This is a genomic window from Mesotoga sp. UBA5825 (genome assembly GCF_002432955.1).
In the GTDB taxonomy this organism is placed as follows: domain Bacteria; phylum Thermotogota; class Thermotogae; order Petrotogales; family Kosmotogaceae; genus Mesotoga.
The window spans coordinates 34,167-47,399 of the sequence record NZ_DJHG01000057.1 but is presented as its reverse complement, the minus strand read 5'-3'; the positions used below and the strand labels follow the sequence as shown (position 1 = coordinate 47,399).

Genomic DNA, 13,233 nt, shown 5'->3' with positions numbered 1-13,233 from the left:
ATCGAAGGAAAGCTCTTTGCAGTACAGCCAGCGATTGAAGCGGCAGCTGCACAGCTTTACGAAACAGATCCAGAGCTATGTAAGGAATTCCTTACTGATTACGTTGCTGACGTCACCGACAGAGTAATGGCAGAAGTATGGGATTTCAACGAATATCTAATAACCAAGTACAGAGACGGATACATCAACATCCCGAACGTTGGTTCTTCAGCTGGATACCCCGATTGGTGGCTGCAGGAAGTCGGTTATGCAGACGGTCACGTCTTTGGTGACGACGCTTACAAACCTAAATGATAGTCCTGGCCTGCCCCTTTCGGGGCAGGTTTTCTTCGATAATTTCGGACTTTGTATACGATATTTGTTTCAAATATATGAGTCGAATAGAGCAGAAAGAAGGAGGTAGTTTCATGAAGAAAGCAATTCTCGTTATGATTATTGTTTCTGTTGTTGGTGCACTTGCCTTCTCGGCTACAGAAGTCTCACTGGCACTTCCTGTTGTAATCACTTCAGCCGGTCAGAGTACGGAAGTTGAGACGGTGACTTATGTTGCCGACGAAGTAGGTTTGAAGTACGATTATTGCGACATTCTCTCCAAAGATGAGCTAGCTGCCGGAGTAGGCCTTGGTGGAGCTGTGTCGGCTATTGGAAAGCACGTGACCACGCTTTCCCCTGATCCCAAAGGGACGAAGTTTCAGTCAATGATCCTGGTTCTTGGTGCGAGTCTCAAAGGTATGGGAGCGTCGGGATTGTCTGTAGAATCGGAAGTTTCAAGGCTCAAGGCACTCATCGACTACGCAAAGGCGAACGAGATCGCAATAATTGCCGTGGCAATCGGCGGTTCAGTTCAGAGGGGTCTTCCTGGTAGTCCGATCGAGGTAATGATTGACACAGTAGCTCCCTTTGCAGACATCTTCATCGTGACAAAGGACTCAAACAAGGACGGCAGATTCACGAATGCCGCTTCAGAAAGAAATGTGCCAATAGTGGAGATTGATTCAGCTTTCGATCTTCTCGACACATTCACAGAAGTCTTCGGGTTGTAGTTGATTGGATGCGGCGCGATCGTGATGATTGTGCCGCGTTCATTATAAGGGGGTAATCACGTTGTCAGCTGATGCAATATATATGCAAACGATCATAGCCGGGCTAGTCATGGTTGGAGCCTACGCCGTTGGAAAGTTCCTGAAGTTTTCAACGGAACTATGTATGTTTGTTGCAGTAATCGGGGGAGCAATTGCCGGAGGAGCAGGTTTTGACACTTTCAGGCATATAGCCGAAGGATCGGTAACTTACCTCGACATTGGACTTATCTTCGTATTTGCGACGATTTTCATGAATATTATCAAAGAGTCGGGTGGAACGAATTATATCGTCAGGAAGATAATTGGAGCTTTCCATAACAAAAGAGTCCTGATGCTGATACTACTGATGCTTGTAATTCTAGTTCCGGGAGCGCTCACCGGAGCAGGGAGTATCTCCGTTCTAGTTGTGGGGGGTACGGTAGCAGCAGCCCTTAACGCGATGGGACTTTCAAAGGTCAGGATTTCGGCGCTAATCTTCATAATTGCGGGTTTGAGCGCTGCTGCTCCGCCAGTCAACATCTGGGCAATGATGACTTGTGCGGGAACAGCAATACCTTATGTGGGGTTCACAATGCCTCTTCTTGTACCGATCTTGATTCTGGCGCTGTTTTCTGTCCTGTTCTTTGGACGTGGTGCAAAGAACATAGACAAAGAAAAGGCACTAAAAGAGATTCCCGATCCCAAAGGGCTCTCCGGGTGGAGCGTTGCTGTTCCTTTCCTTGTCTTGATATTCCTGCTCGGGGCCCCCAGAATCTGGCCGTTCGGATTCCCGGTTCTTGGATTGCCTCTAGTCTTTGCAATCTGTGCGTTAGTTGCTTGGCTAATGAACTTCAAGAGAGTGAATATTCTGAAGGTCAGCAAAGAGACCGTTGCCCAATTAACACCCCTGATAGCAACCACCGCAGTTGTGGGAATGCTGATCCAGGTCATGAGTTTCAATGGTGTGAAGGGTTTGATCTCAATGTGGATTGTTACGGCTCCTCTGGCTATAGTCTGGATACTCCTTCCCTTCATAATACCGATATCGGAAGGTCTCCTTACATATGGTGGTGCGATGGTAATAGGAATACCGCTTATCTGGATGTTGAATTCAAACGGAATAAACCCGGTAATTGTTTTGGCAGGATTAAGCCTTCTATGGCCTCTTGGAGATGGACTACCCCCAACTGCGCTGATAGGGAGGTTGACAGTGAGTACGGTTGGCTATAAAGGTTCTTACGGCTCGTTCTTGAAAGAGTGTGTAGTGCCCTGGATAGCCATAACCGCAGTTGCTATGATACTGATTATCTTCGCCAACAAATTCAACTTCCTGATGATGGTAGGTTGAGGAGGAGGTGTCGTCATGACTTTGATAATGTTTCTGTATTATGTGATGACAGCCTATGTGGCAGGCATGCTAATATGGAACTTCATTAAGACCAAGGATTTAAAGAGCGAGATACTCTATACTTTGGCTCTTCTACCCCTCATTCTCAGACTGCTGAGAATGAAGTAGGAGTGGTTTTATGATGAGAAAACTTATAATCGCTGGTGTACTTGCACTTATAGTTCTGGCTGGAGGAATACCACTGTACGTTCAGAGGTACTTCAAGGAAGAAGTAGTGGCCGGACCAAGTGTGACTAACGTTTTTAAACTCAGCAAGTACTTTGACGGAATAGAAGGAACGATTGCAGATACCGATGTTTTTGAACTGAAGGGCGCAGAGGAAGGCGGGAAGACTCTCATAATAGCGGGGACCCATGCCAATGAACCCTCTGCGGCTTTACTCGCATATTTTTTCATCGGGAATCTCGAAGTGGAAAAGGGAACAGTCTACGTTATTCCCCATTTCAATGTTAGCGGTTCTCTTGGAACACAGCCAGGTGGAGGATTTCCTCTCTACTACTATCTGGAAACTCCATGGGGAGAACAGAAGTTCAGAATGGGCGACAGAGGGTTCCAGGCACTTGACCAGTGGCCAGACCCGGACGTCTATGTACACTATCCTGATGGTCAGCTTTTGTCGTACATAGACGCAAGAAATACAAATCGATCCTGGCCAGGCAGGCCTGACGGATTCCTTGCTGAGAAAGTATCCTTTGCAGCAATGGAGATGATCCGTAATGAGGNNTTATTGATTTGCATGAAGCAGAGGCGATGTACCCTGTGACCAACTGCATAGTTGCCCCTGAGAAGTCAATGCCCTATGCAATAGGAGCTTCCTTCTATGTGAAGGGAAGAGAGAAGTTTGATAATCACGTGGAGTCTTCTCCAACCGGTTACAGAGGCCTCTCACACAGGGAAATTGGCGATTGGTCCGACGCATACCCGTTCTTACTGGAGTCACCCGGAGTCCATCTTGATCAGATTACGGCTGCCAAAACTCCAGAACTGATTATCGATGGTATAGACCCATTTGTGTTGAAGGCTGGTGAAAAGGGATTGCTTTTCGTCCCATACGACGAGAACGGATTCTCTATGGACAGAAGAGTCGGCCAGCATTCTTCAGTTATTCAGGAGATTCTGTCTCAGTGGACGAAGAAGAACCCCGACAGAGGATTCTCGGTTTCCGCCGCAAGATACGCCGAAATAGTCGAAAACGGACTTGGATACTACTTCAAGGACCCTGCTGAAGCAGATTCAAGAAAGGTATACTACCAATAGAATATCTTTCTGCATAGGAAAAGTGCATACGGGTTTTGCGTATGCACTTTTTTCATTTGCTATACATGTTAGGAATGGCCGTCATCAGAAACAATCTTTTCAAGCTGTAACAGATTGTCTATTGTGAAGTCGACTCGAATGGTTGGTCTGGATCCATTCTGAGAGAAGAAACATGTCTTTGTTCCCGCATCCCTTGCAGCAATGACGTCAAGGTCTCTATCACCAATGGAGAGAGTTGATCTGGGGTTCAGTCTATAATTTCTTATCGCGCTGACGAAAGCATCGGGGTCTGGTTTCCTCTTAAATCCGCTTTCTCTGGTGATTATGTCGCTGAAAAGCGAGGTCATTTCATAGTAACTTAGCAGCTTGAAAGCAGTCTTTCGCGATCTATGAGTTATGATCAGATTCTTACCGCCATTCCTTACAACTATTGAGCACACCTCGCGAGCACCTTCAAAAGGAGGTTGCTCGGCCGGGTCGAGTTCTTCTTCAGATTTCTTGAAGTCTTTGTAGAAGGCATAGTCAACTCCTCTATCCAAATAGAAGTCAACGGCCTTTCCGAGGGTGTCTTTCATGAGGGAGAGAATTTCGTTTTCGGAAGCGACATATCCCTTTCTAAGCAGAGCCTGTTTAAACAGTCTGACCATAGCGGGGTAGGTATTGAAAAGCGAACCGTCGAAATCCCATATAAGATTCTCGATCATCAGCTTTCACAACCACTGTATCTGTTGCACACCTGCAAAACAGAAGGAACCTGTTTCAAGGAGGTAACGACAAAATCAGCTTTTGTGGTTGCTGACGACGAATCTGGATTGAAGAGGCAGGTAGCTATTCCGGCGCGTTTCCCGGCCTCAATATCGATCTCTCGATCACCGATTGTAATAACTCTTTCTCTCTCAAGCCCATACTTGTCGATAATATACATAATTGCCTGTGGATCGGGCTTTCTGGCAAAACCACCGTCTGCAGATACAATTTCGGAGAAAAGATCCAGCATCTTGTAGTAATTCAGAAGTTTGGTCATGGAGTAATTACTCCTGTGACTGAAAAGGAAATTACTTCCACCGTTCTTATTAATCTGGATACAGGTATCCTTTGCCCCTTCAAAAGGTGGTTGTCTCTCCGGTTCAAGATGGTTCTCTATACTGTAGAAATCCTCCAGAAATCCACTGTGCAGTCTGTACTTATCCATGAAGTGTTGTGCGGCTTTCGATGTTGATTCCTTAAGCTTTTCAAGAATTTCTTTGACGGAAGCTCTCACCTCATACTTCTCAAGGACCCTCGAGAATACCTCCGCTGCCGCAGGGTAAGTATCGAAGAGAGTGCCGCCGAAATCCCAGATAACGTATTCATACATAATGGATTCTCCTTTCCTGTTGCTAAGTCAATGATATACGCTTTTCGGAATTTCGTCCTGTCGCACATTTTAAGAATTCTGAGTTTCTTCAAGATATCTTGTTCTTGATGCAGCGATAATTTCCAACGTTTCTTCTCTTCTTACCCAGCCCTCAATACCCGTTTTCTTCTTTTCGAGATCCTTGTATACGGAGAAGAAATGTTCTATCTCTTTCAGTAGATGAGGTGGAACGTCGTCGAGCGTCTCGATATAGTTCCAGACCGGATCATGTATCGGAACACAAAGGACTTTCTCGTCAGGGCCCTTCTCATCCCACATCTTGAATGCGCCGATTGGCTTTGCCTCAATCAGACACCCGGGAAAAGTCGGCTCCCATAGCAGAACCATTGCATCAAGCGGATCTTCGTCTTCGGCAAGAGTATTTAATATGAATCCATAGTCCATCGGGTAATGAACAGCAGAAAACAGAGTCCTGTCGAACCTTATCCTCTTGAGTTTCTTATCATACTCATACTTATTCCTACTTCCCTTAGGAATCTCTATCATTATGTCAAGCACGGTTTCTTCCTGCAAAGCTCTCACCTCCTTATCAATTATGCCAGAAAGACTACAGACTAATGATTATCACAAAAGAAGAACCCCCTAAGGGGGTTCTTCTAAACCTATTTCAAAACATTCTTACCTGTTGTTAAACAAGAATACCCAAGCAGCAGCGTCTTCGCCGTTGATCTTCCCGTCCTTGGGGAAGGAAATGTCACAGGTTGCGATATCCTCTGCTTCTGTCGAACCTATCTTTTCGACCAAAGCTTCGAAATCCTTCTCGTCGACAATGCCATCACCGTTTATATCAAGACTGTCTTCTTCGTGATGTGCAAGATCGTCGAAAATCGGAAGATACATCTCTCTTCCTTCGATTTCCCAGAAACCTATCTGTCCGCTCTCATATTGTTCCTCGCTAATGGCGGGGATTACATAGTAGCCCCCGTCTCCCCAATCATAGGCCCAGGAGTTCTTGATTATCCAGAAGGTGGTTGCTGTGAACTCTGGAGAACCGGTCTGTGTTGGATCCAAATATGTGTAGCTTTCGATTTCTTCGTCCAGTATAGGAGTTGCATCAGGATTCGTCCTGCCAGCTAGGATTATGTCATCGAGCTCGGTGGCATCCGCCCATCCAACTAGAGTGACTGCGTGTCCGCCTGTGCTGTAGTCTCCTTCTACAGGAGAATAGATTCCCTTGGAATAGAAGTTGAAACTGTATGGAACTGAGAAAGAGACGGCAAGAGATCCGTAATCCGCAAGAGCTGTCTTTATCATATTCAGATAATCCTCGTAGCTATATCCTAAGCGAGCTGCCGCTGTTGCAGGAGGTATCATCACACTTCTCGAGGACTTCAGCAGCGGAGCATTGTATGCCGATGGGGGCAGAGGAATCTCCTCTCTGGGGTCCAAATAGACTTCAGAATATGGAGCGTATTGTTCTTCCATCATTCCATACCTTATGAGATTGTACATTGCAAAGTAGCTGTTTCCACCCTCAAGGCTGTTCCTGTCCTGAACATAGTTGTCAGGTGAAAAGCTGTAGATGTCCCAGTCGATGTTATGATAGGTTCCCCATCGTTCCGAATAATCCAGGGTGTTATCCACGTTTCCGTTCATCCCATATATCTGCACTGCAAGCGCACTTTCAAAAGAACCAACAGTAGCGAAAGACCAGCAGCTGCCATGAATGAACTGGTCTCTAACGGGTTCAAGCCTCACGAAATAGCTTTCAGCCACTTCTCTCGGTTCCAAAAGGACGAAAGTTGACATCATGAGATCGTCTGTTGTGGTCATCCCCTGAATGGAAAAGTCCTCTACTTCTTCTATATATGCCATTCTAAGGTACTCAACCAACCGATCGCTAACATCCTTTGGAAGATCAATGTATCCATTAAGCCGCTCAAATATCGCATCGACATCTGCGATATTTGCGGTTTCAAGCTTTGCGACAAAGCTTTCTTCCAGACCTGCTTCCCAGCTCAAATTCAGCTTTTCTATTGAAGAATTTACTTTTTCCTCAGCTGACCTTACTTGAGTTGCAATACTTGCCAGTGCAAAGGACGATATCAAAACTACCGTAAGTAGAACTATAAAGGTTTTCTTCATAGTAATCCCCCCCTTACTCCAAGAAGACAATTGGTTCGTGGTCAACAATGAAACCGTCAACAGAACCATTGTCTACATCTCTGAAAGCGGGATTTGGCAAATCGGGATAGATGCCATATGTATCCCAGTAACCTTCGTACGCCAGTCCAACGGCAATGATCTCGCCTTCATAATCCTCAGGAACTGAGAAAGTGAGAGTTGCGAAGACATCATCGGCAGCTCCAGCTTCATCTGCTCCATTCAGGAAGGCTTTGTAAAGGGTGACAGCCTCATCACTACTCTTGAATGTTCCAACATCCTTCAAACCTGCCATGAAATTCCCGAACTCAACGCTTTCAAGAACCAAACCTTCGCTGTTCCACAGAGAGAGTTGAATATATCTGACATCATACAGATCGGCAAAACTCGCAACATTTTCTGTCATTACACCTACAGTAAACGAATCTCCAGGTCCTATATCGCTGTCAGGAGTGGAAAGGCTGATAATCGGTTTTTCGTCTGAATCATACCTCTCTCTTAGAGCAAACGCTTTGTAGGCTTCTCCGTAGTCGTTAAGCGTGTTTCCAAAGACATGAGCCTCAACCCATCTTGCATAAACTGTGTTTAGTTCAAAACCGACTTCCGCAAGAGGATAGAATAGAACGAAACCACTATACGGACCTTCTACTCCGGCATAATATACTCTAATTGAGTCCGTGCCATACTCAAAACCGTACGGTACCCAAAGTGTACTATAAACTTCCAAGTAACCCGGTAGGTACACGTACCTGTGTAGATCAGATCTGTTGTTAGGTATCTCTTCCCAAGTGTCATACAAGCCATCTTCATTGGTGTCCAGCAGGTTCAATCGCTTCCTTACAGTCACCTCTTCGGCAGGGACAATTTCCTCCGAAGCAGTTTTATAAAACCTCATGCCGAAGACTTCATCTTCGATGTACTCGAACAAATCGCTGTAATCGAAATACATCAGCCCAGCTCCAGATTGAAAGAGTTCTCTCTTCATATTAGTCGCTTTGAAAGAGATAGTCTTCTTTGTTTGAGCCCCCATCGAATCGGTCGCTACAACCTCTGCGACGTACTTTCCCTCTTCGTCTAGAGCGTACACCGCTTCGCCGGTGTCTACTACAGACAGAACTTCAGCCCCATTCTTGTAGAGCTTGAACTCAGAAGTGACTTCCGTGTCATCGAAGTCAGTTACTTCCCACTCGAAAGTGACAAGCGTCATCGGAGCAATTTCCTGTCCTTCCGAAACGGAGCCTGTCAACGATACCACTGGCGGATTGTTGATCTTGAAGCAGCCAGAGACAAAGAACAGGAATACAAGCAACAGAGATACGAACAATGCTTTCTTCATTCTCTTACCCCCTTTTTCGAGATTTCGTGTTCATGTACAATTATACATTCACAGGTGCCGATTCTGAAAACCTCATTTCTGAACAATTCTGCTTCCAGCGCTTGAAAACAAAATTGTCCACTTTACGTAGATCATGCAGGACACCGTCGGGAAATCCCTGAAAAACTTCGATAAACGAGTCGTCAACCTGCTTTTCAAATGAAGACTCTTGCCTCTCTGATCGACCGGGTTTGTCATCCCAAATTCAGTAACACTAGCATGTTATAATCCATCTAAGTTGCTTTTCTCAAGCTTTACACTCATTCGGGGAGGTAGCATATGTACGATTTCAGGGTGATTGAAAGGAAATGGCAGGATTACTATGCGAAGGAGAAGCCGTTTAACATAGATCTCAAGAAAGCGGAGAAGCCTTTCTACAATCTCATGATGTTTCCATATCCCTCCGCTGCCGGTCTCCACATAGGAAACATGTTTTCCTTCATCGGATCGGATGTATATGGAAGGTTCATGAAGCTCAAGGGCTACGACGTCTTCGAACCGATCGGTTTCGACGCTTTCGGTATACACAGCGAGAACTATGCCTTGAGAGTTGGGAGACATCCTGCTGAGCTCACTCCGAAAAGCATAGAGTACTTCAGAGAAGAGCAGCTCAAAATGATTGGTAATATTTTCGACTGGAACAGCGAAGCGATAACTTCTTCTCCGGAGTATTACAAGTGGACCCAGTGGATCTTCATTCAGTTGTTCAAGAACGGTCTTGCTGAGAAACGTGCGTCAAATGTTAACTGGTGTCCTTCGTGCAAGACAGTGCTGGCCGATGAGCAAGTAATTGACGGTCGTTGCGAACGATGCAATAATGAAGTCGAGAAACGTGAGATGAGTCAGTGGTTCTTCAAAATCACAAAGTACGCAGAGAAACTGCTGTCTAACCTCGAGAAGCTTGACTGGACGGATACTACTAAGAATCTTCAGCGCGCGTGGATAGGGAAATCTTCTGGAGCCACGATTTCTTTTAAAGTATCTGGAATGAATGAGCAGATAGATGTGTTTACAACCCGTCCAGATACGATATTTGGAGTAACTTACATAGTTGTAGCTCCTGAATACGGTCTGGTGAACAAGCTAGTCACGCCTTCAACAGTGGAGACTTTTGATAATTTCAAAGAAGAAGTGAAGAGCATGGATCTTGCCACAAGAACATCTATTTCTCGTCCAAAAAACGGGATATTTACCGGTTCTTACGCCATTCACCCTCTTACTGGTGAGGAGCTTCCAATTTGGATAGGAGATTACGTGCTGGCAGAATATGGAACGGGTGCCGTTATGGCCGTCCCGGCGCACGATGAGAGAGATTATGTCTTTGCGAAGAAGTATGGACTAGAGATAAGACAGGTCATAGAATGCGATCCCTCACAGTTGCCCTATACTGAGAAGGGAAAGATGATCAACAGCGAAAAGTACTCGGGTACGCTCAGTGTTGATTTCATCGACAAGATTGACGAAGTGAGCGAAAGCATAAAGGGCTCTGTGAACTATCACCTTCATGACTGGTGTATTTCCAGACAGCGCTACTGGGGTCCTCCGATACCAATGATCTACTGTGATAAGTGTGGAACTATCCCCGTCCCTGAAGATCAATTGCCAGTGATGTTGCCAAATACCGATGACTACATACCTGACGGCAGCGGCAAGTCTCCACTGGCCAAGAACAGCGAATTTGTCAACACGACTTGCCCGATTTGTGGAGAGGCTGCCAGAAGAGAGACCGATGTCTCCGACAACTTCCTTGATTCGGCATGGTATTATCTGCGATATCTTTCACCGAACAATGACGGTGCACCTTTTGATGATGGGCTGGTTGAAAAGTGGTGCCCGGTCGATATGTATATAGGCGGAAATGAACACGCAACTCTCCATCTGATGTACTCGAGATTTCTTGCGATGGCGCTACACGATATGGGTTTTCTTCCTTTTGAAGAGCCGTTTGCTTCATTTAGAGGACACGGGCTTATCATAAAAGACGGGGAGAAGATGTCGAAATCGAAGGGAAATATCGTCAATCCCAACGAGTATTTTGAGAGCCATGGAGTGGATGCCCTTAGAACCTATCTGATGTTTATGGGGACCTTTCTCGAAGGCGGAGATTTCCGGGACAGCGGAATGGACGCGATGAGAAGGTTTCTGAATCGAGTTTGGGACATCGCAACAATGCCTGAAGGCAAGAGCTCGACAGATCTGAAGATAAAGATGGCAGAGACTGTGGAAAAGGTCGAATATTCAATCAAGAATATCAAGCCGAACACGGCAATAGCCGCTCTCATGGAGTTCGTCAATGAGGCTTCGAAAGAGAGCGCTATCGAGAGAAAGCTCGTAGTAGATATGGCAAAACTCCTCTCGCCTTTCGCCCCCTTCATTTGCGAAGAGATATACAGCATGAAAGGCGGGAAGAAGAGGACTATTCTTGAAGATGGTTTCCCTTCTGGCTATGAGAAATACGCTTCTCTGGCGAAGACTGAATTGCCTGTTCAGATTACCGGTAAGATGAGAGGAAAGGTTGTGCTTCCTCAGAACGCATCCCAGGAAAAGGCAATGGAAGCGGTAATGGCTGATGAGAAGCTCTCAAAAATGCTTGAAGGAAAGTCAATAAGAAAGATCATCTACGTACAGGACAAGATAATCAATATAATTATTTGAGTGTAGTAAGAAATAGTATATTCTCAACATCTAGAAGGAGGGCCAGTGGCTCTCCTTTGTTTTCCATCGATTCATCTCCGTTTTGATGTGGGTTTTCGTGAAACGAAAATGCTTGAATTTTCGTATCTTGCATGGTGTCTTACAGTACTGAACACAGCCTCTTCCAGAACTGCTTGTTGATTATCTATGGAAAGCGGCAGATCAAAGTGGTAAAAACCATCAGGTGCGTCATGCTCGCTTCTCAGAGACTCGTATTTCTTGCGTAGTCCCATTTCCTCTATCGTGTAGTATCGACCACGTAATCTGCCTCGATATATGTTTCATTACCCGCTAGACTGTGGAGAATCTTCTTGAGCGACAACTTCTGTTTGTATCCGAAATGATGCATCGACTGAACCGAAATGGCAATGTCGAATTCTTCCGATGGCAAATCAACTTAGAAGTAGGAACCGGTAATCAAGTTCAGGCTGTCCAGTCTGTCTTCATGTTTGATTCTAAGAATTTCGAGCATCTTCTGGGACAAGTCGACACATGCTACTCTGGTTGTCGTGTTTAGTCTGAATATCTCGTCGAGTTCCGCAACCGAGATCAAGTATTTTGATTCCAGCAGTAACTAAAACTAACCTTTCCACTTCTCTGTAGAATTTAGCAGATTGATATTGTTCTTCATGTGTGATTCGAATGAATCGGCTCTTCTTCTGTCGAAAACACGAAAAAGGAAGGAAGCCATTCTTCCAGTTCCAGTTGATTATTATTTACTTCTTTTTTTCTTTTGTTTTTCTCTCTCTATTCTCTACGATCTCTACGAATCAAAACACACATGTCCCCTTTCTTCAGTCGCTATGATCTTCTGTATTAATATTGAAGTAGTCAGCAAACGTTATGTTTTTTCGAAATGGCGAATCGAGCTGTGATGATTTTGCACTTNNGAGCAGGAGGACAGATATCCCTGCTTTTTATTCAGAGTGGATGATAGAGCGTTTGAAAAGTGGCTTTGCTCTTGTTAGGAATCCGTTCAATCCCCATCAGGTGAGCAAAGTTATCCTAAATCCAGAAGCAGTAGACTGCTTCGTATTTTGGACAAAGGATCCCAAAAAAATGTTAGACAAGCTGAATCACTTTGCCGATTACTGTTATTATTTTCAATTCACGATTACGCCCTATCATGGAAGTGTAGAGCCTGGGCTTCGCAACAAGAGAGAGATTATCGAGACCTTCAAAAAGCTTTCCGGAAAGATTGGAGAAAACAGAGTGATTTGGAGATACGATCCTATTCTGATAAATGCAGACTATAGTGTCGACCATCATCTACGGGCCTTTGAAAAAATGGCGCATTTGCTTAAGGGTTTCACTGAAGAGTGTGTGATTAGTTTTCTCGATTACTATCAGAAGATCTCATCAAACCTTCGAAAACTTGATGCAAGGGCGCCTAATGAAATTGAGGTAAGGAAAATTGCCAGCCATTATTCAGAAGTATCATCTTCTGAAGGAATGAAGCTGAAGACATGTTCAGAGACCGTTGATCTTTCGGAATATGGAATTAGTCACGGAAGCTGTATTGACGGGACGGTAATTGACACGCTGACAGGCAAAAGGATTGATCACCCAAAAGACAGATATCAGAGAGCTGCATGCCGCTGTGTCGAGAGTGTCGACATTGGCGCATATAATACCTGTCTTAATCGTTGCCTATACTGCTATGCAAGCTTTAGTGAGAAAGCGATTCGTAAAAATTATCATTCCTTTAATCCAAAGGCCCCGCTTCTTTGTAGCGAATTGCAGGAGCACGATGAGATTACTGAGAGAAAGAAGTAGAGATATGCTAAATTTGGTAGAAATGATCTATACTAAGTCTGCCTCACTTGCCAGTTCATTCGAAGAAATCTGTTTTGCCCGTATTAAACAAGGTAATCTTTTTCATCATGCTATCCTGAAAGAAGTATCTTATAATTGGCTT

General features: G+C 44.9%; 11 protein-coding genes and 1 pseudogene. 7 read left to right on the top strand and 5 right to left on the bottom strand.

What is annotated here, in order from left to right; translation table 11 throughout:
* The 5 genes and pseudogenes from B3N33_RS05510 to B3N33_RS05490 form a co-directional block, all read left to right on the top strand.
* Positions 1-294: pseudogene (locus B3N33_RS05510) on the top strand (iron ABC transporter ATP-binding protein); the annotation flags it as partial.
* Positions 295-407: 113 nt separating this feature from the next.
* Positions 408-1,043 carry a DUF6305 family protein gene (locus B3N33_RS05505; RefSeq protein ID WP_099829780.1) on the top strand — a complete coding sequence of 212 codons (636 nt, stop codon included), beginning with the start codon at positions 408-410 and terminating at the stop codon, positions 1,041-1,043.
* A 61-nt stretch (positions 1,044-1,104) separates the two neighbouring features.
* Positions 1,105-2,409 carry a C4-dicarboxylate ABC transporter gene (locus B3N33_RS05500; protein ID WP_099829781.1) on the top strand — a complete coding sequence of 435 codons (1,305 nt, stop codon included), beginning with the start codon at positions 1,105-1,107 and terminating at the stop codon, positions 2,407-2,409.
* A 15-nt stretch (positions 2,410-2,424) separates the two neighbouring features.
* Positions 2,425-2,577 carry a hypothetical protein gene (locus B3N33_RS05495; protein WP_165775360.1) on the top strand — a complete coding sequence of 51 codons (153 nt, stop codon included), beginning with the start codon at positions 2,425-2,427 and terminating at the stop codon, positions 2,575-2,577.
* Between the two features lie 624 nt (positions 2,578-3,201).
* Positions 3,202-3,726 (top strand): hypothetical protein, encoded by a 525-nt coding sequence (locus tag B3N33_RS05490; RefSeq protein ID WP_292592427.1) that lies wholly within the window; start codon positions 3,202-3,204, stop codon positions 3,724-3,726.
* Between the two features lie 68 nt (positions 3,727-3,794).
* Here the strand turns inward: B3N33_RS05490 and B3N33_RS05485 are convergent, their stop codons facing one another.
* The 5 genes from B3N33_RS05485 to B3N33_RS05465 form a co-directional block, all read right to left on the bottom strand.
* Positions 3,795-4,430 (bottom strand): HAD hydrolase-like protein, encoded by a 636-nt coding sequence (locus B3N33_RS05485; RefSeq protein ID WP_292592425.1) that lies wholly within the window; start codon positions 4,428-4,430, stop codon positions 3,795-3,797.
* Positions 4,430-5,083 carry an HAD-IA family hydrolase gene (locus B3N33_RS05480; protein ID WP_099829784.1) on the bottom strand — a complete coding sequence of 218 codons (654 nt, stop codon included), beginning with the start codon at positions 5,081-5,083 and terminating at the stop codon, positions 4,430-4,432. Before B3N33_RS05480 ends, B3N33_RS05485 begins: the two co-directional genes overlap by 1 nt.
* 69 nt (positions 5,084-5,152) lie before the next feature.
* A complete protein-coding gene (locus B3N33_RS05475; protein WP_349682113.1) occupies positions 5,153-5,656 on the bottom strand; it encodes an inorganic diphosphatase in 504 nt (167 codons plus the stop codon).
* A gap of 105 nt (positions 5,657-5,761) precedes the next feature.
* Positions 5,762-7,228, bottom strand: coding sequence for a C1 family peptidase (locus tag B3N33_RS05470; protein WP_292590291.1), 1,467 nt, complete (start codon positions 7,226-7,228; stop codon positions 5,762-5,764).
* Between the two features lie 13 nt (positions 7,229-7,241).
* A complete protein-coding gene (locus tag B3N33_RS05465) occupies positions 7,242-8,582 on the bottom strand; it encodes a hypothetical protein (RefSeq protein WP_292590290.1) in 1,341 nt (446 codons plus the stop codon).
* Between the two features lie 318 nt (positions 8,583-8,900).
* Between B3N33_RS05465 and leuS the strand changes: the two genes are divergently transcribed.
* Both leuS and B3N33_RS05455 read left to right on the top strand, forming a co-directional pair.
* Positions 8,901-11,276 (top strand): leucine--tRNA ligase, encoded by a 2,376-nt coding sequence (gene leuS, locus B3N33_RS05460; protein ID WP_292592421.1) that lies wholly within the window; start codon positions 8,901-8,903, stop codon positions 11,274-11,276.
* A gap of 981 nt (positions 11,277-12,257) precedes the next feature.
* Positions 12,258-13,091, top strand: coding sequence for a DUF1848 domain-containing protein (locus B3N33_RS05455; protein WP_414674179.1), 834 nt, complete (start codon positions 12,258-12,260; stop codon positions 13,089-13,091).
* Positions 13,092-13,233 lie beyond the last annotated feature (142 nt).